The 25649-nt window shown below is 53.5% G+C and carries 26 protein-coding genes and 1 pseudogene; 18 read left to right on the forward strand and 9 right to left on the reverse strand.

Translation table 11 applies throughout. The annotated features are described in order from the left end of the window. Nucleotide 1: 1 nt before the first annotated feature. Together dhaT and ACLH1U_RS06455 are read right to left on the reverse strand one after the other, a co-directional pair. A complete protein-coding gene (gene dhaT / locus ACLH1U_RS06450) occupies nucleotides 2-1165 on the reverse strand; it encodes a 1,3-propanediol dehydrogenase (protein ID WP_044524803.1) in 1164 nt (387 codons plus the stop codon). A gap of 21 nt (nucleotides 1166-1186) precedes the next feature. Further along, complete coding sequence (locus ACLH1U_RS06455; RefSeq protein ID WP_023291060.1) at nucleotides 1187-1615, reverse strand: GlcG/HbpS family heme-binding protein; 429 nt, start codon at nucleotides 1613-1615, stop codon at nucleotides 1187-1189. 415 nt (nucleotides 1616-2030) lie between these two features. On the opposite strand from ACLH1U_RS06455, the gene ACLH1U_RS06460 reads away from it, so the two are divergent. Genes ACLH1U_RS06460 through ACLH1U_RS06480 form a run of 5 tightly spaced genes read left to right on the forward strand, consistent with a single transcriptional unit; the run spans nucleotide 2031 to nucleotide 7416 of the window. Further along, entirely contained in the window at nucleotides 2031-3698 is a 1668-nt protein-coding gene (locus tag ACLH1U_RS06460; protein ID WP_023291059.1) for a propanediol/glycerol family dehydratase large subunit, read from the forward strand. A gap of 12 nt (nucleotides 3699-3710) precedes the next feature. After that, nucleotides 3711-4295, forward strand: coding sequence for a propanediol/glycerol family dehydratase medium subunit (locus ACLH1U_RS06465; RefSeq protein ID WP_023291058.1), 585 nt, complete (start codon nucleotides 3711-3713; stop codon nucleotides 4293-4295). Between the two features lie 2 nt (nucleotides 4296-4297). Next, nucleotides 4298-4723 carry a glycerol dehydratase small subunit DhaB3 gene (locus ACLH1U_RS06470; RefSeq protein WP_023291057.1) on the forward strand — a complete coding sequence of 142 codons (426 nt, stop codon included), beginning with the start codon at nucleotides 4298-4300 and terminating at the stop codon, nucleotides 4721-4723. Between the two features lie 12 nt (nucleotides 4724-4735). Beyond that, entirely contained in the window at nucleotides 4736-6559 is a 1824-nt protein-coding gene (locus tag ACLH1U_RS06475; protein ID WP_023291056.1) for a diol dehydratase reactivase subunit alpha, read from the forward strand. 53 nt (nucleotides 6560-6612) lie between these two features. Continuing rightward, on the forward strand, nucleotides 6613-7416 hold the full coding sequence (locus tag ACLH1U_RS06480) for an MIP/aquaporin family protein (RefSeq protein WP_101862524.1): 804 nt from the start codon (nucleotides 6613-6615) through the stop codon (nucleotides 7414-7416). A 68-nt stretch (nucleotides 7417-7484) separates the two neighbouring features. Here ACLH1U_RS06480 and hdeB read toward each other — a convergent pair whose 3' ends face one another. Then, the gene (gene hdeB / locus ACLH1U_RS06485; protein ID WP_032454129.1) at nucleotides 7485-7790 is read right to left on the reverse strand and encodes an acid-activated periplasmic chaperone HdeB; all 306 of its coding nucleotides are present in this window, start codon (nucleotides 7788-7790) and stop codon (nucleotides 7485-7487) included. A 26-nt stretch (nucleotides 7791-7816) separates the two neighbouring features. After that, nucleotides 7817-8392 (reverse strand): HdeD family acid-resistance protein, encoded by a 576-nt coding sequence (locus ACLH1U_RS06490; RefSeq protein WP_411299139.1) that lies wholly within the window; start codon nucleotides 8390-8392, stop codon nucleotides 7817-7819. Nucleotides 8393-8632: 240 nt separating this feature from the next. Between ACLH1U_RS06490 and ACLH1U_RS06495 the strand changes: the two genes are divergently transcribed. After that, nucleotides 8633-9295 (forward strand): YfdX family protein, encoded by a 663-nt coding sequence (locus ACLH1U_RS06495; RefSeq protein ID WP_072096602.1) that lies wholly within the window; start codon nucleotides 8633-8635, stop codon nucleotides 9293-9295. 90 nt (nucleotides 9296-9385) lie between these two features. Here the strand turns inward: ACLH1U_RS06495 and ACLH1U_RS06500 are convergent, their stop codons facing one another. Continuing rightward, nucleotides 9386-12628 (reverse strand): ATP-binding protein, encoded by a 3243-nt coding sequence (locus ACLH1U_RS06500; RefSeq protein WP_032454126.1) that lies wholly within the window; start codon nucleotides 12626-12628, stop codon nucleotides 9386-9388. A gap of 4 nt (nucleotides 12629-12632) precedes the next feature. After that, the gene (evgA, locus tag ACLH1U_RS06505) at nucleotides 12633-13247 is read right to left on the reverse strand and encodes an acid-sensing system DNA-binding response regulator EvgA (protein ID WP_023291050.1); all 615 of its coding nucleotides are present in this window, start codon (nucleotides 13245-13247) and stop codon (nucleotides 12633-12635) included. A 301-nt stretch (nucleotides 13248-13548) separates the two neighbouring features. On the opposite strand from evgA, the gene ACLH1U_RS06510 reads away from it, so the two are divergent. After that, nucleotides 13549-13914 (forward strand): HdeA/HdeB family chaperone, encoded by a 366-nt coding sequence (locus ACLH1U_RS06510; RefSeq protein ID WP_072096603.1) that lies wholly within the window; start codon nucleotides 13549-13551, stop codon nucleotides 13912-13914. Nucleotides 13915-14094: 180 nt separating this feature from the next. On the opposite strand, the gene ACLH1U_RS06515 is transcribed toward ACLH1U_RS06510, so the two are convergent. Then, nucleotides 14095-14940, reverse strand: coding sequence for an MBL fold metallo-hydrolase (locus ACLH1U_RS06515; RefSeq protein ID WP_085551360.1), 846 nt, complete (start codon nucleotides 14938-14940; stop codon nucleotides 14095-14097). Between the two features lie 750 nt (nucleotides 14941-15690). On the opposite strand from ACLH1U_RS06515, the gene ACLH1U_RS06520 reads away from it, so the two are divergent. The 4 genes from ACLH1U_RS06520 (at nucleotide 15691) to ACLH1U_RS06535 (ending at nucleotide 19886) form a co-directional block, all read left to right on the forward strand. Further along, on the forward strand, nucleotides 15691-16611 hold the full coding sequence (locus tag ACLH1U_RS06520) for a TauD/TfdA family dioxygenase (protein ID WP_050533727.1): 921 nt from the start codon (nucleotides 15691-15693) through the stop codon (nucleotides 16609-16611). An 11-nt stretch (nucleotides 16612-16622) separates the two neighbouring features. Then, nucleotides 16623-17435 (forward strand): sulfite exporter TauE/SafE family protein, encoded by an 813-nt coding sequence (locus ACLH1U_RS06525; protein ID WP_223825684.1) that lies wholly within the window; start codon nucleotides 16623-16625, stop codon nucleotides 17433-17435. Nucleotide 17436: 1 nt separating this feature from the next. Beyond that, the gene (locus tag ACLH1U_RS06530; RefSeq protein ID WP_062914456.1) at nucleotides 17437-18009 is read left to right on the forward strand and encodes a GNAT family N-acetyltransferase; all 573 of its coding nucleotides are present in this window, start codon (nucleotides 17437-17439) and stop codon (nucleotides 18007-18009) included. Between the two features lie 413 nt (nucleotides 18010-18422). After that, the gene (locus ACLH1U_RS06535) at nucleotides 18423-19886 is read left to right on the forward strand and encodes a hypothetical protein (protein WP_301696143.1); all 1464 of its coding nucleotides are present in this window, start codon (nucleotides 18423-18425) and stop codon (nucleotides 19884-19886) included. Between the two features lie 2 nt (nucleotides 19887-19888). On the opposite strand, the pseudogene ACLH1U_RS06540 reads toward ACLH1U_RS06535, so the two are convergent. Next, nucleotides 19889-20890: pseudogene (locus tag ACLH1U_RS06540) on the reverse strand (tyrosine-type recombinase/integrase). Then, nucleotides 20890-21465: a phage repressor protein CI gene (locus tag ACLH1U_RS06545; protein ID WP_015959031.1), complete on the reverse strand. Its 576-nt coding sequence runs from the start codon at nucleotides 21463-21465 to the stop codon at nucleotides 20890-20892. Before ACLH1U_RS06545 ends, ACLH1U_RS06540 begins: the two are co-directional and overlap by 1 nt. Before the next feature lie 129 nt (nucleotides 21466-21594). On the opposite strand from ACLH1U_RS06545, the gene ACLH1U_RS06550 reads away from it, so the two are divergent. The 7 genes from ACLH1U_RS06550 to ACLH1U_RS06580 all read left to right on the forward strand — a co-directional run bounded on the left by ACLH1U_RS06550 (nucleotide 21595) and on the right by ACLH1U_RS06580 (nucleotide 25645). Then, on the forward strand, nucleotides 21595-21858 hold the full coding sequence (locus ACLH1U_RS06550) for a hypothetical protein (RefSeq protein WP_001630878.1): 264 nt from the start codon (nucleotides 21595-21597) through the stop codon (nucleotides 21856-21858). A gap of 30 nt (nucleotides 21859-21888) precedes the next feature. Then, nucleotides 21889-22398 carry a phage regulatory CII family protein gene (locus ACLH1U_RS06555; RefSeq protein WP_047669828.1) on the forward strand — a complete coding sequence of 170 codons (510 nt, stop codon included), beginning with the start codon at nucleotides 21889-21891 and terminating at the stop codon, nucleotides 22396-22398. Between the two features lie 7 nt (nucleotides 22399-22405). Beyond that, the gene (locus tag ACLH1U_RS06560) at nucleotides 22406-22606 is read left to right on the forward strand and encodes a phage filamentation protein Fil family protein (protein WP_032433679.1); all 201 of its coding nucleotides are present in this window, start codon (nucleotides 22406-22408) and stop codon (nucleotides 22604-22606) included. Next, entirely contained in the window at nucleotides 22570-22908 is a 339-nt protein-coding gene (locus tag ACLH1U_RS06565) for a DUF5347 domain-containing protein (RefSeq protein WP_015959029.1), read from the forward strand. The genes ACLH1U_RS06560 and ACLH1U_RS06565 overlap by 37 nt, the downstream gene beginning before the upstream one ends. A 67-nt stretch (nucleotides 22909-22975) precedes the next feature. Further along, nucleotides 22976-23203 (forward strand): DUF2732 domain-containing protein, encoded by a 228-nt coding sequence (locus ACLH1U_RS06570; RefSeq protein WP_032433641.1) that lies wholly within the window; start codon nucleotides 22976-22978, stop codon nucleotides 23201-23203. After that, on the forward strand, nucleotides 23203-23424 hold the full coding sequence (locus ACLH1U_RS06575) for a TraR/DksA family transcriptional regulator (RefSeq protein ID WP_015959027.1): 222 nt from the start codon (nucleotides 23203-23205) through the stop codon (nucleotides 23422-23424). The genes ACLH1U_RS06570 and ACLH1U_RS06575 overlap by 1 nt, the downstream gene beginning before the upstream one ends. A 94-nt stretch (nucleotides 23425-23518) precedes the next feature. After that, nucleotides 23519-25645 carry a replication endonuclease gene (locus tag ACLH1U_RS06580; RefSeq protein ID WP_411299193.1) on the forward strand — a complete coding sequence of 709 codons (2127 nt, stop codon included), beginning with the start codon at nucleotides 23519-23521 and terminating at the stop codon, nucleotides 25643-25645. The last annotated feature ends 4 nt before the right edge of the window (nucleotides 25646-25649 follow it).

Raw genomic sequence — 25649 nt, forward strand, 5'->3', positions numbered from 1 at the left:
CTCAGAATGCCTGGCGGAAAATCGCGGCAATCTCCTGCTCGTTGCCCTTACGCGGGTTCGAGAACGCGTTGCCGTCTTTCAGGGCCATCTCCGCCATGTACGGGAAGTCGGCCTCTTTCACCCCCAGATCGCGCAGATGCTGCGGAATCCCGATATCCATCGACAGACGCGCGATGGCGGCGATAGCTTTTTCCGCCGCGTCGAGGGTCGACAGTCCGGCGATATTTTCGCCCATCAGTTCGGCGATATCGGCGAATTTTTCCGGGTTGGCGATCAGGTTATAGCGAGCCACGTGCGGCAGCAGGACGGCGTTGGCCACGCCGTGCGGCATGTCGTACAGCCCGCCCAGCTGATGCGCCATGGCGTGCACATAACCGAGGTTGGCGTTATTGAAGGCCATCCCGGCCAGCAGAGAGGCGTAGGCCATGTTTTCCCGCGCCTGAAGATTGCTGCCGAGGGCGACGGCCTGGCGCAGGTTGCGGGCGATGAGGCGGATCGCCTGCATGGCGGCGGCGTCAGTCACCGGGTTGGCGTCTTTAGAGATATAGGCCTCTACGGCGTGGGTCAGGGCATCCATCCCGGTCGCCGCGGTCAGGGCGGCCGGTTTGCCGATCATCAGCAGCGGATCGTTGATGGAGACCGACGGCAGGTTGCGCCAGCTGACGATCACAAACTTCACTTTGGTTTGGGTGTTGGTCAGGACGCAGTGGCGGGTGACCTCGCTGGCGGTGCCGGCGGTGGTGTTGACCGCGACGATGGGCGGCAGCGGGTTGGTCAGGGTCTCAATCCCGGCATACTGATAAAGATCGCCCTCATGGGTGGCGGCGATGCCGATGCCTTTGCCGCAGTCGTGCGGGCTGCCGCCGCCCACGGTGACGATAAGGTCGCACTGCTCGCGGCGAAACACGGCGAGACCGTCGCGCACGTTGGTGTCTTTCGGGTTCGGCTCGACGCCGTCAAAGATCGCCACCTCGATACCGGCCTCTCGCAGATAATGCAGAGTTTTATCCACCGCGCCATCTTTTATCGCCCGCAGGCCTTTGTCGGTAACCAGCAGGGCTTTTTTACCCCCCAGCAGCTTGCAGCGGTCACCGACCACGGAAATAGCGTTGGGACCAAAAAAGTTAACGTTTGGCACCAGATAATCAAACATACGATAGCTCATAATATACCTTCTCGCTTCAGGTTATAATGCGGAAAAACAATCCAGGGCGCACTGGGCTAATAATTGATCCTGCTCGACCGTACCGCCGCTAACGCCGACGGCACCAATTACCTGCTGATTTAAAATAACCGGCAGGCCGCCGCCAAAAATAATGATTCGCTGTTGATTGGTCAGCTGCAGACCATACAGAGATTGTCCGGGCTGAACCGCTGGCGTAATTTCATGGGTGCCTTGTTTCAGGCTGCAGGCGCTCCAGGCTTTATTCAGCGAAATATCACAGCTGGAGACAAAGGCTTCGTCCATCCGCTGGACAAGCAGCGTGTTGCCGCCGCGGTCAACCACGGAAAATACCACCGCTACGTTGATCTCATTAGCTTTTTTCTCCACTGCTGCCGCCATTTTCTGGGCGGCGGCCAGGGTGATAGTCTGAATGTGTTGGCTCTTGTTCATGATTATCTCCCGCGCCAGGGTAATGCTGACGCGAATAGTCAGTAGGGGGCGAAAGTAAAAAAACTATCGCCACGCGGTTGGCTTGATTTATTTTTCTCAGCGTTATTTTGTCGCCCGCCATGATTTAGTCAACAGGTCTAAAAAGGCCTCAGAAAAACGCGGTGGCGGGCTTTTTTTATTAATTGATTTATATCAATGCGGGCGATCACATTTTTTATTTTAGCCGTTGCGGCGGGGTTTCATAGTGAAACTGTTTGCCGATTTAACGTGCCAGATTGAAACAAAATTAATTTTATTTTTTTCACCAGTGGCTCATTTAAAGTTCCACTATTGCCGGTAATGGCCGGGCGGGCAGCGACGCTGGCCCGGCGTGTTCGCTACCGTCTGCGGATTTCACCTTTTGAGCCCATGAACAATGAAAAGATCAAAACGATTTGCAGTACTGGCCCAGCGCCCCGTCAATCAGGACGGGCTGATTGGCGAGTGGCCTGAAGAGGGACTGATCGCCATGGAAAGCCCCTTTGACCCGGTCTCGTCGGTCAAAGTGGAAAACGGTCGGATCGTCGAGCTGGACGGCAAGCGCCGGGACCAGTTTGATATGATCGACCGGTTTATCGCCGACTACGCGATCAACATTGAGCGCACGGAGCAGGCGATGCGTCTGGAGGCGTTGGAGATAGCCCGCATGCTGGTGGATATCCACGTCAGCCGGGAGGAGATCATCGCCATCACCACCGCCATCACGCCGGCCAAAGCGGTTGAAGTCATGGCGCAGATGAACGTGGTGGAGATGATGATGGCGCTGCAAAAGATGCGCGCCCGCCGAACGCCCTCCAACCAGTGCCATGTCACCAACCTGAAGGATAATCCGGTGCAGATTGCCGCCGACGCCGCCGAGGCCGGGATCCGCGGCTTCTCCGAGCAGGAGACCACGGTCGGTATTGCGCGCTATGCCCCGTTCAACGCCCTGGCGCTGCTGGTCGGCTCGCAGTGCGGCCGCCCCGGCGTGTTGACGCAATGCTCGGTGGAAGAGGCCACCGAGCTGGAGCTGGGCATGCGTGGCTTAACCAGTTACGCCGAGACGGTGTCAGTCTACGGCACCGAGGCGGTATTTACCGACGGCGATGACACCCCATGGTCAAAGGCGTTCCTCGCCTCGGCCTACGCCTCCCGGGGGCTGAAAATGCGCTACACCTCCGGCACCGGCTCCGAAGCGCTGATGGGCTATTCGGAGAGCAAGTCGATGCTCTACCTCGAATCGCGTTGCATCTTCATTACCAAAGGCGCCGGGGTGCAGGGTCTACAGAACGGGGCGGTGAGCTGCATCGGCATGACCGGCGCCGTGCCCTCGGGCATTCGGGCGGTGCTGGCGGAAAATCTGATCGCCTCCATGCTCGACCTCGAAGTGGCCTCGGCCAACGACCAGACCTTCTCCCACTCGGATATCCGCCGCACCGCGCGCACCCTGATGCAGATGCTGCCGGGCACCGACTTTATTTTCTCCGGCTACAGCGCGGTGCCGAACTACGACAACATGTTCGCCGGCTCGAACTTCGATGCGGAAGATTTTGATGATTACAACATCCTGCAGCGCGACCTGATGGTTGACGGTGGACTGCGTCCAGTGACCGAGGCGGAAACCATCGCCATTCGCCAGAAAGCGGCGCGGGCGATCCAGGCGGTCTTTCGCGAGCTGGGGCTGCCGCCGATCGCCGACGAGGAGGTGGAGGCCGCCACCTACGCGCACGGCAGCAACGAGATGCCGCCGCGTAACGTGGTGGAGGACCTGAGCGCGGTGGAAGAGATGATGAAGCGCAATATTACCGGCCTCGATATTGTCGGCGCGCTGAGCCGCAGCGGCTTTGAGGATATCGCCAGCAATATTCTCAATATGCTGCGCCAGCGGGTCACCGGCGATTACCTGCAGACCTCGGCCATTCTCGATCGACAGTTCGAGGTGGTGAGCGCGGTCAACGACATCAATGACTATCAGGGGCCGGGCACCGGCTATCGCATCTCCGCCGAACGCTGGGCGGAGATCAAAAATATTCCGGGCGTGGTCCAGCCCGACACCATTGAATAAGGCGGTATTCCTGTGCAACAGACAACCCAAATTCAGCCCTCTTTTACCCTGAAAACCCGCGAGGGCGGGGCGGCTTCTGCCGATGAACGCGCCGATGAAGTGGTGATCGGCGTCGGCCCCGCCTTCGATAAACACCAGCATCACACCCTGATCGATATGCCCCATGGCGCGATCCTTAAAGAGCTGATTGCCGGGGTGGAGGAAGAGGGACTTCACGCCCGAGTGGTGCGCATTTTGCGCACGTCCGACGTCTCCTTTATGGCCTGGGATGCGGCGAACCTGAGCGGCTCGGGGATCGGCATCGGTATCCAGTCGAAGGGCACCACGGTCATCCATCAGCGCGATCTGCTGCCGCTCAGCAACCTGGAGCTGTTCTCCCAGGCGCCGCTGCTGACGCTGGAGACCTACCGGCAGATTGGCAAAAACGCCGCGCGCTATGCGCGCAACGAGTCACCTTCGCCGGTGCCGGTGGTGAACGACCAGATGGTGCGGCCGAAATTTATGGCCAAAGCCGCCCTGTTTCATATCAAAGAGACCAAACATGTGGTGCAGGACGCCGAGCCCGTCACCCTGCACGTCGACTTAGTAAGGGAGTGACCATGAGCGAGAAAACCATGCGCGTGCAGGATTATCCGTTAGCCACCCGCTGCCCGGAGCATATCCTGACGCCCACCGGCAAACCATTGACCGACATCACCCTCGAGAAAGTGCTCTCTGGCGAGGTGGGCCCGCAGGATGTGCGGATCTCCCGGCAAACCCTTGAGTACCAGGCGCAGATTGCCGAGCAGATGCAGCGCCATGCGGTGGCGCGCAATTTTCGCCGCGCGGCGGAGCTTATCGCCATCCCTGACGAGCGCATTCTGGCTATCTATAACGCGCTGCGCCCGTTCCGCTCCTCGCAGGCGGAGCTGCTGGCGATCGCCGACGAGCTTGAGCACACCTGGCATGCGACGGTGAATGCCGCCTTTGTCCGGGAGGCGGCGGAAGTGTATCAGCAGCGGCATAAGCTGCGTAAAGGAAGCTAAGCGGAGGTCAGCATGCCGTTAATAGCCGGGATTGATATCGGCAACGCCACCACCGAGGTGGCGCTGGCGTCCGACGACCCGCAGGCGAGGACGTTTGTTGCCAGCGGGATCGTCGCGACGACGGGCATGAAAGGGACGCGGGACAATATCGCCGGGACCCTCGCCGCGCTGGAGCAGGCTCTGGCGAAAACGCCATGGTCAATGCGCGATGTGTCTCGCATCTATCTTAACGAAGCCGCGCCGGTCATTGGCGATGTGGCGATGGAGACCATCACCGAGACCATTATCACCGAGTCAACCATGATCGGTCATAACCCGCAGACCCCGGGCGGGGTGGGCGTCGGCGTGGGGACAACCATCGCCCTCGGCCGGCTGGCGACGCTGCCGGCGGCGCAGTATGCCGAGGGGTGGATCGCGCTGATTGACGACGCCGTCGATTTCCTTGACGCCGTGTGGTGGCTCAATGAGGCGATCGACCGCGGGATCAACGTGGTGGCGGCGATCCTCAAAAAGGACGACGGCGTGCTGGTGAACAACCGCCTGCGCAAAACCCTGCCGGTGGTGGATGAAGTGACGCTCCTGGAGCACGTGCCCGAGGGGGTGATGGCGGCGGTGGAGGTGGCCGCGCCGGGTCAGGTGGTGCGGATCCTGTCGAATCCCTACGGCATCGCCACCTTCTTTGGGCTGAGCCCGGAGGAGACCCAGGCCATCGTCCCCATCGCCCGCGCGCTGATTGGCAACCGCTCAGCGGTGGTGCTCAAGACCCCCCAGGGCGACGTGCAGTCGCGGGTGATCCCGGCGGGCAAGATCTACATCAGCGGCGAAAAGCGCCGTGGAGAAGCCGATGTCGCCGAGGGCGCGGAGGCGATCATGCAGGCGATAAGCGCCTGCGCTCCGGTACGCGACATCCGCGGCGAACCGGGCACCCACGCCGGCGGCATGCTCGAGCGGGTGCGCAAGGTGATGGCGTCCCTGACCGGCCATGAGATGAGCGCGATCCACATCCAGGATCTGCTGGCGGTGGATACATTTGTTCCGCGCAAGGTGCAGGGCGGGATGGCTGGGGAGTGCGCTATGGAGAATGCCGTCGGGATAGCGGCGATGGTGAAATCGGATCGTCTGCAGATGCAGGTTATCGCCCGTGAGCTGAGCGCCCGACTCCAGACTGAGGTGGTCGTGGGCGGCGTGGAAGCCAACATGGCCATCGCCGGGGCGTTAACCACGCCGGGCTGTGCGGCGCCGCTGGCGATCCTCGACCTCGGCGCTGGTTCGACGGATGCGGCGATCGTCAGCGCGGAGGGGCAGATCGCCGCGGTGCATCTCGCCGGGGCGGGAAATATGGTCAGCCTGCTGATTAAAACCGAGCTGGGTCTCGAGGATCTTTCGCAGGCGGAAGCGATAAAAAAATACCCGCTGGCCAAAGTGGAAAGCCTGTTCAGTATCCGCCACGAGAATGGCGCAGTGGAGTTCTTCCGGGAAGCCCTCAGCCCGGCGGTGTTCGCCAAAGTGGTGTACATCAAGGAGGGCGAACTGGTGCCGATCGATAACGCCAGCCCGCTGGAAAAAATTCGTCTTGTGCGCCGCCAGGCGAAGGAGAAAGTGTTTGTTACCAACTGCCTGCGCGCGCTGCGCCAGGTCTCCCCCGGCGGTTCCATTCGCGATATCGCCTTTGTGGTGCTGGTGGGCGGCTCATCGCTGGATTTTGAGATCCCGCAGCTGATCACCGACGCCCTGTCGCACTACGGCGTGGTCGCCGGGCAGGGCAACATTCGGGGAACAGAAGGGCCGCGCAATGCGGTCGCCACCGGGCTGGTGCTGGCCGGTCATGCCGATTAAGCCGGCGCTCGCGCCAGCCTCTCTCTATAACGTGCTATTTCAGGATGCCAATGATGAACCAGACTTCTAGCTTAACCGGGCAGTGCGTGGCCGAGTTTCTTGGCACCGGACTGCTCATTTTCTTCGGCGCGGGCTGTGTCGCTGCGCTGCGGGTCGCCGGAGCCAGCTTTGGCCAGTGGGAAATCAGTATTATCTGGGGCCTCGGCGTCGCCATGGCCATCTATCTGACGGCCGGCGTCTCCGGCGCGCACCTTAATCCGGCCGTCACTATTGCCCTGTGGCTGTTCGCCTGTTTTGAACGCCGTAAAGTACTGCCGTTTATTGTCGCCCAGACGGCCGGGGCATTCTGCGCCGCCGCCCTGGTGTACGGGCTCTATCGTCAGCTGTTTCTCGATCTTGAACAGAGCCAGCATATCGTTCGCGGTACCGTCGCCAGCCTTAACCTGGCCGGGGTCTTTTCCACCTACCCGCATCCGCATATCACCTTTTGGCAGGCGTTTGCCGTAGAGACCACCATCACGGCGATCCTGATGGCGATGATCATGGCTCTGACCGACGACGGCAATGGCATCCCGCGCGGGCCGCTGGCGCCGTTGCTGATTGGCTTGCTGATCGCCGTGATCGGCGCGTCGATGGGGCCGCTAACCGGCTTTGCGCTGAATCCGGCGCGTGATTTTGGCCCTAAACTGTTTACCAGTCTGGCCGGCTGGGGCGCGATGGCCTTTACTGGCGGGCAGTCGATACCCTACTTTTGGGTGCCGCTGCTGGCGCCGGTGGTGGGGGCGATTATGGGAGCGTTTTTATACCGCAAGCTTATCGGCCACCATCTGCCGTGCGAATGCGGTAGCGATGAGTGAAACGGGGCCCGCCGTATCACGGCGGGCAACGAGGTTAACTTTCCCCGGCGAGTCGCCGGGGATCAGGGTTATTTCTTGATGACCGCATTGAGCTCGCCGAGTTTGGCGGCGGGGTTCTTGTGGCACTGCTGCAACATTTTCGGCACCGAGACGGTCTCGACTTCATGCCAGTCGACGTAGTCGCCGCCGCTGAAGTCGGTGTTGCGGTTCACCACCCAGAAGGCCACCGGGGTCATGCTTTTTGGGTTCAGATCCATAAACTCCTGACAGGTCATATTCTGCGGTGTGGTTTCCAGAATCGCGAACGCCGGGCTGGTCATCAGACAGAATGTGGTGGCCGCTACGGTCAGTACGAGTGCTTTAGGCAAATTCATTTTCTTCTCCAGTGACAAAATAGGGCTTAAGCCTGGGCGTGCTTCATTTTATTGCGCAGGACCAGCAAGCCGATGGCGCTAAATATCATTTCAACGCCGATAAAGGCGGTAATAAATATCCAGCTTTGCTGCGGATTCATGGCCAGCCACAGGCAGGCGATAAGTAAATCCAACAGGCCGATAAAAATATTCCAGCCGGCGCCGCTTTGTTTTCGGGTTTGACATCCGTTGACGATGCGGGAAATACCGCCGAGAACAAATAAAAAGCCGAATAAGAGAGCCAGGCTGCTCATGCCGTTAAGAGGATTAACGACAAAGCTCAGGCCGAGCACGATCCAGGCGATGGCGAAGATCAGCGCCACCAGGCGTGATTTCCAGTGCTGCTGGCGGAAGACGATCAGGCTGTACAGTGAGTAGAAGCCGCAGATCATCAACAACATGCCGGTCACCGTGGCGAGATACCAGCCGGCGACCAACGGCCAGGCCAGGCAACAGGCCCCGCCGATAAACAGCAGCGCGGCCATCAAGCCGGCATGCCGTTTATATCGAATGAAGACGCGTGGGTTAAACGCATTTAAGGTGTAATGGCTAAACATAAACATAATTGCTCCGCAGATCCCGGTTGCCGGCCTGACGCTGAATAAAATGCGTCATGCTTTATTCAGCGGGCCAAAAGAAAGGTCTGAGGAAAATAGTAGGCCGCGCTATCGGCAGGCGTAAATAAGAGCGCTGAGGTGACTTTATACGCCTTGTCTGACAGCTGTCAGACAAGGCCCGCAATATTCCTTCCGGGCTCTGATTCTCAATGCCCATGATATTTTTTAAGCTGGCTGCGTTTGGTGATGCTTACCGATTTTAATCAGGAGTTAACGATGAAAAAAGTCATTCTGGCGAGCCTGCTGGCAACCATGATGGGTACCTCTCCGGTGTGGGCAGCAGATAGCGCGACGGCAGCGCCAGCCGCGGCAGCCACAGCGCAGGTGCAGAAAGAAGCCGCCGATGTGCTGCAGGTGGCAGTGCAGGGCGCGAACGCGATGCGCGATGTCCAGTTCGCCCGTCTGGCGCTGTTCCATGGCCAGCCGGATAGCGCTAAAAAACTGACTGACGACGCCGCCGCGCTGCTGGCCGCCGATGACGCCAGCTGGGCGAAGTTTGTGAAAACCGATGCTAAAGCCAAAATGATCGCCGATCGCTATGTGGTCATTAACGCCTCTATCGCTCTGTCTGAAGACTATGTAGCCACGCCGGAAAAAGAGAGTGCCATTAAATCCGCCAACGAAAAACTGGCGAAAGGCGATCAGAAAGGGGCTATCGATACCCTCCGTCTGGCCGGTATTGGCGTAATTGAGAACCAGTATCTGATGCCGCTCAACCAGACCCGTAAGGCGGTGGCGCAGGCGCAAGACCTGCTGAAAGCTGGAAAATATTACGAAGCGAATCTGGTGCTGAAAGGCGCAGAAGAGGGCATCGTGGTGGACAGCGAGATGCTGGTGGCAGGCAACTGATACCTGTTCCACCCTGAGAGAGCGCAGAGGAAGAAACTGACAAGGATGTCCCCTTAACGGTCGGGCAGGCGGACTGCCCGACCGGAACGGCTAGCGGCCGATCAGGGCGTCGATTTCGCCATCGATCTCGCGCATGACGCCGGTGATGCGCTGTACCACCTCCAGACAGCTTGCCGGCGTTAGCGAGTCAGGCCGCTTCGCCTCAAAAGGGGCGCACAGCGCTTGCAGCGCAGTAATCCCCAGAATTTGCGCTGAACCGTGCAGACGGTGCAGCGCTCGCAGAAAGATCTGCGGCTCATGCCGGGCGATTGCCTGTCCGGCAGCCTGTAAATCCGCGGCCGACGCATCGCGGAACGTCTCCAGCATCTCAGTCATCAGCGCCTGGTCTCCCCCGGTATTTTCGGTCAGCACGCTGAGCCGCAGGTGTCGGGCGACGTTTGGCGATGCGTGGCCCACCGCTAAACGGCTCAGCTCGTGGCTCAGCGTCTGGACCGACACCGGCTTAAACAGACACATATTCATGCCGCTGGCCAGACAGGCCTCCCGCGACTGCGGCAGCGCGCTGGCGGTCACCCCCCAAATCATCAGGTCCGGGTAGCGCCGACGTAGCGACGCCGCCAGCGCCAGGCCATCTTTCTTCGGCATATTGAGGTCCGTGATCAGCAGATCGTAATGTTTGCCAGCGAGCTTATTCTCCGCCTCTTCACCGTCGCAGGCTTCATCGACGCTATAGCCGATAGTGCTGAGCTGGCGCTTGAGCAGCAGCCGGTTGGTGGGATGGTCGTCGGCTATCAATATCGACAGCCCGGGCAAGGCCTGCTGCCTGGCCGGCAACGCCTTCGGCGCGCGAACGGCGCAGCGACTCACCTTGACTGGCAGGATGATGGTGAAGGTGGTCCCCACGCCAGGATGGCTAACCATCTCCAGTCGGCCCTGCATGAGTGCGACCAGCTCCTGGCAAATGACCAGACCCAGGCCGGAACCGGTCTGTTTGCGCCCCTGGCGCGCCTGGGCATAACGGTGAAAGAGAGTGGTCTGCTCTTCTTCGCCGATCCCGCAGCCGCTGTCGCTAATGATGAGGGTCAGCTCCCCCTGCGTCTCATCCGCTTGCGTCAGCTGGCAGTCGACCTGAATCGCGCCCTCGGTGGTAAACTTCAGCGCATTGCCGATGAGATTATTGAGGATTTGCCGCAGCGCCTGCGGGTCGATCCACAGCATGGTCCCCTCCTGTAGCGCGTTATGGTCGTGGAGCGCGATCCCCTTTTGCTGCGCCAGCGCGCCGAAGGTGTGACACTGCTGCGACACGACCTGTGCGACATCGCTCCACTGCGGGGTGATCTGGTATTTCCCCGACTCAATCTTGTCGATATCGAGAATATTACCGATCAGCCCCAGCAGGGTTTGCGCCGTCGACCCCGCCAGCTCGATCGCCTCTTTACGCTGACCGACGTTCAGCTCCGGTTTCGCCAGCAGTTCCAGAAAGCCGACGATGGCGCTCACCGGCGTGCGCAGCTCGTGGCTCATGCTGGCCAGAAAGCGACTCTTGGCTTTTGTCGCCTGAATCGCTTTGTCTTTTTCCCGCTCCAGCGCGCAGGAGAGGGCCTCCTTCTGCGCCAGCTCCTCCTCCAGCCGCTGCTGAGAGTCTTTACGTTTGCGCACTTCCCGGCACAGGGAGAGTCCCCACCCGAGGCTGATGGCGATCAGCACCAGCGCGAAGGCGATCAGCTGGTAAAACTGGCGGCTGTACTGGCTCCAGTTCTCTATTTGCTGGCTGGAAATTTTCGACCACTTCTCGGTCATCTGCAGAATATCCCGCGGCGGAATGGCCTGCAGCGCTTTGCTGAGGATGGCGGCCAGCACCGGCTCATCGCGCGGGATCGCCAGCCGAATGGCGGCGACCGGGAGTCCGTCGATGCGGGCGTAGTGCAGACCCTGTGGATAATAGTGGTCGATCATATAGCGGGCGGAAAGCTCCGACGCTACCGCGGCATCCACCTCGCCTTCCTCCACCATCTTCATCGCGACGCCAACGTTATCCGTCTCCACCCAGTCAACCTGTGGAAAGCGCGCTTTCAGGTCGTGGGCGGCGATTGGCCCCACTGGCAGGGCGATCCGCGCCGGGCGGGCCAGCAGATGTGGGTCGGGGGCGCTGCCGCGGGCGACCAGCACAAAAGCCACGTTAATCAGCGGGTCGCTGAGGGTGACGTAGGCCTGCGGCTGTGGGGTCAGGGTCGCGGCGGGCATGATCGCCCAGTCCTCTTTTTCCATCCGCTTTGCCAGATCCTGACGGTTGCGCACCAGGATGGGGTCAAACTGCAGCCCGGTCTGTAGCGAGAAAATATTCAGCATATCGGCCATAATGCCGCGTAGCTCGTCCTCGTCATCCACCAGAGTAAAAGGCGGAAAATAGGGGTTGACCAGCAGGCGGACGCGACGATGCTTCTGTAGCCAGCGCTGCTCTTCGGCGCTAAAGGACAGCGGCGTATTGAGAAATGACAGATCGCCGCGGTTGAGCCAGTTTTGCATGATCCGCATCGCGGTATCGCTGTCGATAGCGTGGATAAAACGGTCAAGGAGCTGGTGCAGCGCCGGTCGATCCTCGCGGGTGACAAAGCGGTTGTGCTGCTCCTGCTGACGAAAATAGTGCGCGATGACCAGCGATTGCGAGAAATATTTCGAGATGCAGTGGCCGGTGGTGATGTTATTGCCGATGAAATACTGATTCTCGCCGCTGACCACCGAGGCGAGAGCCTGATAGTCGCTATCGTAAAGGGTGATTTTGGCGTTGGGAAACGCCTGCTGAATGATATCGAAAAAGGCGCAATCGCGGGTGCAGGCCAGCGTGACGCGGCGGTCGGTGGTCAGCGGCGGCAGGGGGGATTTTAGCGAGGTGACCAGCGTCGGCCAGGTTTTGATCAGCGGTGCGGTGTGCGTCAGTCCCGGGGCGAGCGCATCCCGGTGCGCCACCTGAGTGAGCAGGGTATCCACCTGGCGGTCGGCCAGGGCGGCCAGCGCCTGCTGCTCGGTGTCATATTGGCGGATAACCACCTTCAACCCGAGGCTGTGCGCCATTAGCGCCAGATAGTCGGCGTTAATTCCCTGATAGCTCTCCTCGTCGCTGTCGTAGACGATAGGCGTCATCTCAGGCAGCCAGGTGCCGACGGTCAGCGTCGGCCGGGCGGCCAGCCAGACCTTTTCCGTATCGTTAAGCGGAATGTCGATTGCCGCAATGTGGGCATGGCTTTTCAGCTCCAGTTGCTTCATGGCAAACGCGGCGGGGGAGTGGCTTAGCGCCAGTCCGACAATCAGGGATAAAATAAGACGAACAACCATGGCATCACCCTATTTTATTGCGTTGCGCAAAGTCATAAAGCTCAAGCAGGGAGCTGCAGCCTAATTTATCCATCAGACGGACCTTATAGGTGCTGACCGTCTTATTGCTGATATTCATTTTGCTGCCGATGGTGGTGTAGTCGACGCCGCTGAGGATATAGCGGAAGACTTTCATCTCCTGCGTTGACAGCGTATCCAGCCGGTCCTGATCGGTGATGCCGTGGGTGCAGAAGCGCTCCAGTGAAAAGGGGAAATAGCTGTAGCCATTATTGGCCGCCTCGATCGCGGCGAGGATATTATTCATTCCCTCTTTTTTACTCACAAAACCATTGGCCCCGCAGTCGGCGCTGCGTTTGCCGTAGAACCGTTCATTTTTGGCGGAAATGACGATAATTTTTCCCTGGTAGCGGCGTTTGCGCAGCTGCTCAAGAACGTCGATGCCGCTGAGCTCCGGAATATCGACGTCAACGATCAGCAGGTCAGGCTGCATCGTTTCGGCGGCCTGCACCGCATGAGCGCCGCTGTCGAGCTCTGCCGCGACGGTAATACCGTTGGTATCGAGTAGGTTGCGAATGGCGATACGTGCCAATGGATGATCGTCAATGATTATCGCATTCATGGGGGCGTAAATCCTGATATGAAAAAGAAGGGCGATGTCTGGTGCAGGTGCGGCGGGGGTTATTTTTATCGATGCCGTAATAAGGCGCAATTGTAACACAAATCGTTTTCGCCCGGGGAAGATATTCTGGGCGAACCCTCGCTGAATATATTTGCATATCTGGATGACAGCTGTAGGAACAGGCGTTCGCTTACTTCAGCGCTGTCTGGTATTAAAAAAAATGCAAACGATTAATCTGCTCTTTTTAAGGTGAGTTGCCGGGAATATCGTCCGGTGACAACTGGCAGGTAAAATAATAACAATGGCAAAAGTGAAGCTCGCCCTTTGGCAAAAATGGGTTTGGAAACGTCTAATGGCAGGAATAATACTCGTGGCAATGAGTAGCGCCGCGGTGGGTAAGGACGCCTCGCCCGCTGAGGCGCGGACGCGCGATATGATGCGCTGTCAGGATTATCTGCAGCTGGATCCGCGCACCTGGACGCCGATGGTGATCTGGCTGATGAACGATCCTTTTTCCCTGCAGCCGCCGGAGTGGACCGACTTCCATGAAGCCGAGCTGGTGCTGACGCCGATCCTCACCGAAATCTGCCGTCAGGAGCCAGATGCCTGGCTGACTTCGCTGCGTGAACGGCTCAATTCCTACCAGCAGGTGCGGTCGCTCAATTAAGCGACCGCGATAAAGCGGCAGAAAAAGTGACTAAATGTGCAGTTAGCAGCCCATTCCTGCGCCGGGGATCGGCAGCGGTCCGCTTTTTGCGACAGGGCGTCGCAGGCCTTGCTCGCTGGCGTCGGGTTGGCGCCGGCGCAGATGGCATCCAGAGGCGCTGTCATCTGCGCGCTTTCACATTTATTTCCCGGCGGCAGAAAAATTCAGCGTTAATCCAACGCCGACCTCGTTAATTTTGATAAAACGCGCCAGGCTAACCTTCGCCGCAAGATCGGTACAATGGCATGGATAGACAGAGCCCGGGGACAATGCTTTAAGGTAATCCCCTGTCTGTGTGAGGCGATCTTCATCAGCATTTTGCAAATGGAACCCGCCAATGACCGAAACAACGTGATGTTCTCCGGTAACCTGTTTCGCATATTCAATAATGTTAGCTATTCCCGCGTGAGAACAGCCTGTGACTACCACCAGTCCATCTTCTGTCTTTATTGCCAGCGCAGAATCATCCATAACGTAATCATCAGTGATTTCGCCTGTCTCATCCACCGTTTGGCCTACCGGTGTCAGCATCTCGAATTTATTGTCCCTTGGTATTTGACCAAGGAAGATGATGTTTTCAGTGAGTGGATAAGGTTTTTGGCTGCAAACTTTGTTGAAGAAGAGATCATTTTTATCGAATCTGTAGTTTATCCCTATAGATTTTTCATCAAAATACTTTGGGCTTAATGCATCTGGATGGCAGATTAAGTTTATCTTTTTCTCGGGAGTGAAGTTGAGTCGATCATAATATTGGGTTAAATGATTGAGGCCCCAGGTATGATCGTTATGGCCATGGGATAACACGATACTATCGATACTGGTCAAATCTATTTTCAACGTTTGCGCATTTTGCAGGAAAATATCTGAATATCCCGTATCGAAAAGGATTTTTTGACTATCATACTCAATCAGATAAGACACACCAGGTTCACCGATAAGGTACCTGTCAATGAATGTATTATTATCAACCAGAACCGTTAATTGCATCAATAAATCCTCGATGTGGCGCCAACAATATAAAAAACGACATCTTTCTATTCTGGACTGGTGTTATGCCACACTCATTGCGGATAAGCAATTCACCAACATTTGTCATGCATGCCAGGGTTGACCAGATGTCGCCGGGAAAAAGGATGAGCTTAACTAAAAAATTTGCATAGTGCCGTTTCTCGCTTGCGTTAGCCATGTATGCAATCGCGGCCATGCTCATCGCAAGGGAGACGGTAGTTATGCAATCGCTGTTTTTTATCCCTGACAACACAACCGGTCTATGGGGATACCGATATCGCGCCACGCCCTGATGGTCGACCAATCGAACGCTACCGTAAAGTCGGGCCGTTCGACATGAACGATCCTGAGGGCTGCAGGGATAGGAATGCGCAGTTGCCCACATCGCTGACCTGACTTGAGAAACGTCGGATCCAGTAGTGTTGCTAATATTGATATATCTTATTTCTATTTGTTATTAATGAATCATTGACAGCGTTTAGCTGAACTGATTCAGCTAATGGCTCGCAGGATAATATTTTGTAAAAATTATGTGATTAAAATTTAAAGGTTTGTAGTCAGCGCTAAAGATAGAAAGATCGTCTGGATTTTATCCGCTACCTTGAAGGGATTAATAAATCTGCGTTATAAATTAACCGCACTATTTAGAATGAAATGGAAATATCTGAATGAACAATTCAGAGAAATAGTGAAATAAATCTTATTATACTGGTAGCTTCAGGACAGGGTATGTTTATGAAGAATGGAATTATTCTATCAATCGCCGACCGTATCAAAGACGCGCTTCCCATACCAACAGACGAATTCAGGAAAAGGCTTGAAGAGGACTGTTATGTAATATGGAAATTGCCACACTTTGATGCACAAGAAATCACTCAAACCCCCGTTGTTCCCTCTTATGCTGATTATGTCGAGTCAAAAAATGCAGCGTTACATGGCGCTTATCTTTCTGCACATTTTCAGGCCGGCCTATGGCCCGTCGTCTATCAGGGCGAAAATAACGGACATCTTATAAGGCATGTCTGCCCGATGCTTCAGGCAGAAGAGAAAATAAGTTCTCAGGGGGCTAAGTATGACTTTTACCCGCATGTCGATAATCCCGATCTGTACATTACCGGCGAGACGCCGTCTAACAGACTTGGCGGCTGTCCTGACACTCTGAGTTTGTTGTGTCTCAGGAAAGAGGAAGGTGTTCACACCAGTCTGTTAAAACTGGATCAGATTCTGAAGAGGCTTTCTGATAAGGATATCGCTATTCTTGCCAGCCCCGCCTTCAGGATTAAACGGCCAGCCAGCTTTACAGAGGGATCCAGTATTGAGAAGGTGCCGATTATTGTGAGCGACAACGGTGTCTGGTATTCACGATTTGACTGGCACAATACACAAGGTATGACTCTCGAAGCCGAAGCCGCGCTGGAAAAAATGCGATTTATCACCCTGGAACATGACCTGTGGTTCAATGTTCCGCTGGAGCCAGGCTATGCAGTGACTTTTTTAAACCAAAGAACAATGCATACCAGAAATGCTTTTGAACCTCGTTTTGATGGCACGGACAGGTGGTTATTGCGGGTTTTTGCTATGAAACACAGACCAACTGATACGCAGCTTGTCGATTCTTCACTTTGTCTCCACCACCTGCGCACACTATAACGGAACAAAAAATGTCAGATTTAGTTAATCACTCAATGTTCATTGAGGGAAGCGTTATTGCTCATTACCTTGTTCTCGGGGTGATCCTGCTGGTTATTGCATCATTTATCGCGGGCTATATTGATGCGATTGCGGGCGGTGCTGGACTCGTGTTAATTCCAGCCTTTATCCTGACAGGGCTACCACCTCAGCTTGCGCTGGGACAGGAAAAACTGGTCAGTACTATAGGCACCATCGCTGCCATTAAGAACTTTGTTAAAAATAAGTCTGTTATCTGGCGCGTTATCCCTGCGGGATTAATTTCTGCCCTGGCGGGAGCCTATGTGGGCGCGAAGGTGATATTACTTTTGCCTGTGGAGACCTTATCGATCGTCATTGTGGTGCTATTACCCGTTGGTTTACTCGCAGCAACGATTAAGGGAAAAATTAAAGAGTCCGCAGACGACTCTGCCAGGACTAACTTTCTGGCAATCTTTGTAGTGTGTTTTATCGTGGGTTTTTATGATGGTTTTTTTGGCCCTGGGACCGGTAGCCTTTTCATCATTGCCTTAACGGTTATTAATAAGTTTGGACTGCTGCAGGCATCCGCGACCAGCAAAATCTTTAATTTTGCATCCAATATAGGGGCGTTTGTTGCCTTTGCGATTGCCGGTAAGATGGCCTATTTAATCGGCATTCCGATGATTATTGCCAGCCTGGCTGGTAATCACATTGGCAGTCTGCATGCCATTAAAACCAATGGTGAAATTATCCGTAAAGTTCTCTTTGTCACCGTGGGTGCGATGATGGTGACGCTTTCAGTAAAATATTTTACAGGAGTATGAAATGGCAATGGGCAATGAAAATATCGTCGTGCGGCTGGCGCAAGACTCTGACATTCCAGAGGTGAAACAACTGCTGGAGCGCTATCACGCAAAAAATCTTGCGGGAGAGCAACGGGCGAATGGATTTGTCACCACCGATATGACGGAGCAGCAGTTAAATGAACTGCGTTCAGCCGAAAGTGGTGTGGTGATTGCGGTTGATAGTACATACGACAAGGTCATTGGCCTGTTGCTTGGTGGATCGTGGGAATTTCTCAGCCCCTGGCCCATGTTTAAATACATGGCAAGTATTCTCAATGAATATCACTACCAGGGAAAGAATCTGGATGCGGTTAGCTCATACCAGTATGGCCCCATCTGTGTCGCAGAAGAGTATCGTGGCCAGGGCGTAGGCGAGATGCTGCTTGAGTATCAACGCAAGGTGTTTGCACCGCGTTATCCCGTCATCGTTACCTTTGTCAATGTGCTGAACCCGCGCTCGTATGCATTTCATACCCGCAACCAGTTTGAGGACGTCGGTTTCTTTCACTTCAATGGCAATAAGTACCACATGATGGCGTTACCGACCTCCTGAGAGGTGGGCTGATACATTGCGGCAGACCCGGCGGGCGTCTTCGGCGCCTGCCGGCATAAGCGAAGGTCCGGGTTTGGCCGGTGGCTAACCGATCTTTGCTCTTTTCAGGGGCGTCTGGAAAAGGAAAAGGGCCTACGTTTTCACGTAAGCCCTTGATATCTGGTGGCCCCTGTTGGGTTTGAACCAACGACCAAGCGATTATGAGTTCCTACCTGAACAACCGAAAATCAATGGTTTGCGTTATTTATCATTGACATAGATTGCCATCATTTGCCAATGATTACCCATTATCAGCCATTTCTACCGCCACTTTATCGCCACTAAAATGCGCTATGTTTGTGAATGCAGTTACATACATATGGGTTAAAAAATAGTAAATTGGACATATCTTTTTTTCCACCCGAGGACATAAAGTGAACGAAAATAGCCATGATAAAAATGTTACTGAAGATGAGTACGCTGAATTTTGGAAGCATTTTAATGCGAGATATGACGATCCACTCGTGAAAGATGTAAAGAAAACATATCGATGGTTTGTTGAGGTTATGGGGGAAGAAAAATGGTTTGAGCGAAGAGATAATGTTCTGCGGTATTTTCGTACCCTCACTGAAAGGTTATATAGCAGTCAAACAGATGTTTCTTTACATGAAAAAGATTCGCGTATGGCCTTTTATGATGATTGGATCGCTTGGTATTTGTACCTTGCAGAATCACTTGCCGATCGCCCAACAGTTGATGAACCTGCACAATCCTCTAGAATTTTGCCGTTCTTTGCCACCATCGGAGAATTTAGCGAAGAGTTAAAGCGTACAAAAGGTATTGAAAATAAACTTAAAGATTTACTTATTAAACCTGAGAATCAACCAGACTCTGTCTTATTTGAATTAGTAGTTGCTGCCTGTTATATAAAAAATGGTTGGGAAGTAGAGTTTATACCTGAGTCAGGTGCAGGTAAAACACCAGACCTTCTGGTGAAGAAAGGAAATGATAAACTATATGTAGAATGTAAAAGGCTTGCAAAGGTAACTCAATATTCAGAAAATGAACGTATGGAATGGGTTAAAAGATGGCAGAAAGCTCTACCTTACATAATTTCTTACCCATATCCTGTTTTTTTTAATGTAAAGTTCAAATGTGAGGTCAATAGCACCAATCCTGATATTTTTTTGAATATTGTTAGGCAATTATACGCCTCAAGAGATTTGATGCAATGCGGTGTTGTATCTTGTGAAAATGATGAAATATCAGTAGTTGCAAATTTAATTGATATGGACCGAGTAAATGAACACTTTGCCAAATGGATAGTAAAGTATCCTTCGCCACAACTTAACTATCTTTTAGATGATAACTATGAACCCCATGGTAGTTATACGATGGCATTACAGGCTAAACTTTGCACTTATAGCGAAGATGAATATAGTACAATTAATGTTTTTGCCGATGAGATAAGGAGACCTTTCTGTGCTAAATGGGAATGTATAGCAGATGAATCGATTTCCAAAAAAGCTAAAGATGTTAAGGGGTTACTTGTGAAAGCTGTAAAGCAAGCCCCAAGTGATGGTAAAACAGTTATCCATATTGGATATGAAACATTACATGGCCCTCATGTCGAGGTGCTTCGTGATAAAAAAATTACTAATATGTTAGCTAATTTTGATTGCGAGGGTAAGGATATTGGGATTATATATTGCCACTCGTTCCAACCAAGGCTATTTTCAGATAACAATTGGGATTTTGCCGAAACTGTTAGGTATTATACAAGAGGTGTTAGCAAAAAGTATCTTTTGAAGAGAATGATGCTTTTGGAAAGAGAGGGTATTGTTGAGTCCAACGATACCCATTGGGAGCAAGATCTACGAGAAATGAATAATAAATAAGCCTAACTAAATGTATTTAATGGATTAAGCTTAACAGCGTCTTCTAAGTGGTCTGGAGCAAAATGTGCATACCGCATTGTCATTTTGATATCGGTATGCCCCAAAACGCGTTGTAAAACTAAAATATTACCACCATTCATCATAAAGTGACTGGCGAAGGTGTGGCGCAAAACGTGGGTAAGCTGCCCTGCCGGTAGTTCGATGCCTGTTCTTTCCAGAGCTGAGCGGAATGCGCCATAACAATCACTAAACAACCGGCCTTTTTTATCATCAGGCAGAGATTCATAGAGTTCTTTGCTGATTGGGACGGTGCGGTTTTTTCTGCCTTTCGTGTTGGTGTATGTGATTTTGTATTTCGCGAGTTGGCTTTTTCTCAGACTCTCGGCCTCTGACCACCGTGCGCCAGTGGCGAGACAAATTCTTACCACTGTTTCTAAATCAGGGTGGTCGTGCCGTTTACACTCTCCAAGTAGTTGCGAAATTTGGTCGTGAGTTAGTCAGGCCATTTCCATTTCTTCAAAGCGGAATGGGCGCATATTTTTCAGTGGGTTTTCACCTTTCCATTCTCCGAGGCGGTTTAGCTCATTGAACACTGCCCGGAAGTAGGCCAGCTCAAGATTAAGCGTGCGAGGCGATACCTCTTTCACTCTGTTTGAACGGGCATGCTCACCTTTCAACCGTTTTTCTCGGTAGCGGGAAAACATCTGTGCATCGAAATCGCGTGCGAGTGGCTCGCCCATACACTCAAAAGCATGGTGCATGGCTAACTGACGTTTCAAGCCATCTTTCAGTGTAATGCCATGAGCGCTATACCATGAGTCAACCAGCTCTTTTAACGTGCGCCTGTCTTCCTTTTCTTCCTGCCACGGGTTTTGAACGGTGTACTGTTCAAACGCCAGAGCCTCGCCTTTAGTAGCGAATTTCTTTCTGATGCGTTTGCCTTTTGCACCGTTTGGGTAGAGCTCACAAATCCAACCGCCAGTTGGATTTTTACGCACGGTCATTAGTTAACCTCGCTGTATACACCCATCACGCGACCTAATGCTTTAATGTCATCAAATCCACATTCGAAGGGAACCTTGCCCCCTGCTACATGTAGTCTTCTGCCTGGCAATTTTGTTAATTCTCGAATGCTAATAGCACCTTCAATATCGACGAGCCATTCTCCATCTGATAGGGATGCGTCTCGCTCGATGAAATGGAGTTTTCCATCAGCGTAGACGGCAATTGGATTCGTAAGCGGCTTGCTAAAGAACTTGCCAGCAATACTCAAATCGCCATCACTAACCAGAGACTCTTCACTTAATGTGAATTTCTCCACATTTTGGGTATCGGTATTCATATTGCCGGTTGTAGGTGACCCTTTGCCGGTGAGTAGCCAAGCGAGATTTGCGCCAGTTTCTAGGGCGCAATGCACAATAAAGTCATAAGAAATGGAATCGCGACTGTACCTGTTAGCAAGAGAGCTTGATGCAATTTCGAAGTGTCTAGCTAATTGAATTTTCTGAGAAAATCCGTAAGCCTCGCAAATCCTGTCCAGCACTTCTTCATTGTTTAAACCAAGACCTTCTATTCTCATGTAGCTTTAACCTATTTACAAACTCCACTTTGGGAGTTATGTTAAGCCTAAACCTAGGCAATTAATGGCGAACGTTGGCAAACAGATGGCTATTAATTGCAATCTTTAGTAAAAGGGGAATCATGCAACATGGCTTCTGAAATCGCAATCATCAAAGTTCCCGCACCAATCGTTACTTTGCAACAATTCGCAGAGCTTGAGGGTGTTTCTGAACGCACCGCCTACCGCTGGACAACCGGCGATAACCCTTGTGTACCAATCGAACCACGCACCATCCGTAAAGGCTGCAAGAAAGCAGGTGGCCCGATTCGCATTTATTACGCACGCTGGAAAGAAGAGCAGTTGCGTAAGGCATTGGGTCATTCCCGTTTTCAACTCGTCATCGGCGCTTAATTCACTTTATGTGAATTGTAAGGATGCAACATGTTTGATTTTCAGGTTTCCAAACATCCCCACTATGACGAAGCATGCCGGGCTTTTGCGCAACGTCACAACATGGCGAAGCTGGCCGAGCGTGCGGGTATGAATGTTCAGACGTTACGCAACAAGCTCAACCCGGAACAGCCTCACCAGTTCACGCCGCCTGAATTGTGGCTGCTGACTGACCTGACAGAAGACTCAACCCTCGTAGATGGCTTTCTTGCGCAGATTCACTGTCTACCGTGCGTGCCGGTAAATGAGCTGGCTAAAGACAAATTGCAGTCTTATGTCATGCGAGCAATGAGTGAACTCGGCGAGCTGGCAAGCGGTGCGGTCTCTAATGAGCGCCTGACCTCTGCACGTAAGCACAACATGATTGAAAGCGTAAATGCTGGCATTCGCATGTTGTCATTGTCGGCTCTGGCGCTGCATGCGCGGATTCAGGCTAACCCGGCAATGACAAGCGTTGTAGACACCATGAGCGGCCTCGGTGCCTCATTCGGTCTGATGTGAGGTGCTTATGTTGAATAATGAACCGTCATTCGCGTCTCTGCTTAAAAAGCAAAGTCCCGGCATGCACTACGGCCACGGCTGGATCGCAGGTAAGGACGGCAAGCGCTGGCACCCGAGCAACTCACAGGCTGATTTACTGGCTGGTCTCTCTACTCAAAAGCAGGGGGAATCATGGCTATCGAAGCTGTTTCCGCGACTGTTCCGCTAAAAGCGGGTGAACGTCTGGCCGGTCTCAATCATGTGGCTGAATTGCGCGCAAGATATTGGGGCGATAGCTGGAAAGAGGTTGAACGTTTTGTCGATGATATGCGTGATAAACGTGACCCACAATTTGAAGAAAATAATCGGGCGCTGGCCGCTATTTTCTTTCTGGCAAAAATCCCTGCGGCTCGTCATGAGCTCCAATTAAGTGAGCTGACTACTGACGAGAAAAAAGCGCTTATTACAGCGATGAATCATTTTCGCGCAGTGGTGAGCTTATTTCCAAAACGGCTAACAATGCCGAATTAATCCAAACAGAAATTTAATGGCGTAAATCCGCCGGGCTTCTTATTGTCCGAAATCAGGAGAATAAATTATGCGTAATACCGTAACCCGTAGTTTTAATACAGATAGCGATGCGCTGGCCATATTGCTGACTGATGCCAAAAAAGAAGAGCGTAAAGACCGCGCGCTCGCTGTTTCAATCCGTCTTGAGGCACTGGCGATACATATCATCAAAGAGGGGATGAGCTGTACCGAAGCCGCCGAACTGCTGCGCCGTGAAGCCACTCGCTTTGAGAATGAATCACAGGAGCTGCACTAATGGCCGACGCAATGGATTTAGCACAACTGCGCGAGCAGGAAGACCGCGAACGCCACATCAGCAACGCGCGTAGCCGTATCGCCTCACCTTCCCGTTTTCTCTGCGAAGAATGTGACGAACCAATCCCGGAAGCTCGCCGCATTGCGATTCCGGGTGTGGCCTTTTGCGTGACCTGTCAGGAGGTCACCGAATTGAAATCTAAACATTTTCGGGGGGTATGACTTGGCGGTTCAATTCGCTTATCCGTGGAATGCTCCACGGTCGGCAATAGCCAGCCCATATCTTACCTATGACCAACAGTATCGCCGCGACCGTATGTTCGCGGCTTTGCTGCATGCAAAAAAGGTACTTTCTCTCCAGCCAGAGTGCGTACGTTTTGACGTTTATCGCACTGCGGCGGTGCTGGAGCAAAATCAGAGCAGTCAACGAGCCAATGCTTTTTTAATCAGTTTCTGCAAAAAGGCATTGCCGCGTCTTGAGCTGGTCGCAAAAAAATATGAGAGCGCGGGTATCAACACTAATGTATCAACCGCCGTTTTCGGTGGACATTTTGACACCCGACTCATGCAATATCTGGCATCTCGCATGGTTAATCTTGTCGCCAGATATAACCGCCTCCCTGATTTGTCGCGCGCCGATGTTGACTTGCTGGCATGTGACATCGCTAATTTCATTCGTTCTGAGCTGGCAAATATTGATGATTCAGGTTTTGGTGAGCTCAAAACGCTATACACCTGGTACATGCACGCTGGTTTTATTTCTCTGCAATTCAATGTCACCCCTCCCCATTGGGAGCGCGTAGCAAATAAATACTTCAACAAAGATGATATTGCCCCTGCAATAATCCGTATGTTCACTGAGTCATGGTGGCGTAATCGTCTGCGTCGTGTCGCGTCGGCATGGCGCGAACACCTACAAATTGCAGTCGGCAACGTCAGCAAGAAAAAGCACGCCTACGCGAGTAAAAACTGCGTAACAGACTGGCGCGAACAGAAGCGCCGAACGCGTGAGTTTCTCAAGGGACTGGATCTCGAAGACGAAGACGGCAACCGCATCAGCCTGATTGAAAAATACGACGGTTCGGTCGCTAATCCTGCGATACGCCGCTGCGAACTGATGACCCGCATCCGTGGGTTTGAAAATATCTGCAATGAACTCGGTTATGTCGGGGAGTTTTACACCCTGACTGCACCGTCTAAATATCACGCCACGACTAAAGCGGGATACCGTAACAGCAAATGGAATGGTGCCAGCCCATCGGACACGCAGAGCTATCTAACTGGCCTTTGGGCGCGCATACGCGCCAAGCTGCATCGGGAAGAAATACGCATTTTCGGCATCCGTGTTGCCGAACCTCATCACGACGGAACGCCGCACTGGCACATGCTTATGTTCATGTTGCCGGAGGACGTCGAGCGCGTGCGCCTTATCATCCGTGATTATGCATGGGAGGAAGACCGCCACGAACTGAGAAGTGATAAAGCCAAAAAAGCGCGCTTTCATGCCGAGGCCATTGACCCAGAAAAGGGCAGCGCTACCGGCTATGTTGCTAAATACATTTCGAAAAATATCGACGGTTATGCTCTCGATGGTGAAACCGATGACGAAAGCGGTGAGCTGCTGAAAGAGACAGCCCCCGCCGTTTCAGCATGGGCGGCGCGCTGGCACATCCGTCAGTTTCAGTTTATTGGTGGTGCGCCGGTGACGGTCTACCGTGAGTTGCGTCGTCTCGCTGATACCGAGACCGCGCACGGTTTAAGCGTTGAGTTTGCCGCCGTTCATGATGCCGCTGACGTCGGTGACTGGGCTGGTTACGTTAATGCGCAGGGTGGCCCGTTTGTCCGTCGTGACGATTTGCAGGTGCGCACGCTGTATGAGCCTCGCGCCGAGTTTAACCAGTATGGTGAGGAAACTATCTGCATTCGCGGCGTGTACGATTCCGCCGTCGGCGCTGACACCCCGATTTTAACCCGGCTAACGCAGTGGAAAATTGTGCCGAAGCGTGCCGTTGATTTGGCCGTTGACGTTAAGGGCGCTCCTGCGCCCTCTCGGAGTTCTGTCAATAACTGTACGGGAAGCGAAAGCGATCCACCGGAGCTGGATTTATCCAAACCGTTGAGTCGAAGTGAAAGGCGGAAGCTAACGGCCAGACTTAGGGACAAAAGAAGGGTCACCAGGCAGGAGTTTATCCACGGAACGGATAAACAAAGCGCAACCATTGACAGAACAATAGACGAGATTCAGATAGTGACCGGCGAAACCATTAGCCGGGGTGAGGCGCTGCACCTGATGTCCGGTGGCAAAAGCTGCATAAATGGCAAGTGGTGCCGTGGTTCAGCAACCGGTGAAATTTTTCCAGCAGCACCATCACACGGGGCGCAGGCCAGACAAATCCTAAATCGAGTCGCGGGGTTAGCGTCAGTTACTAAGTTGAGACTGTAACTAA

This window comes from Klebsiella sp. 1SOBk5mer (assembly GCF_046603115.1).
Lineage (GTDB): Bacteria > Pseudomonadota > Gammaproteobacteria > Enterobacterales > Enterobacteriaceae > Klebsiella > Klebsiella quasipneumoniae.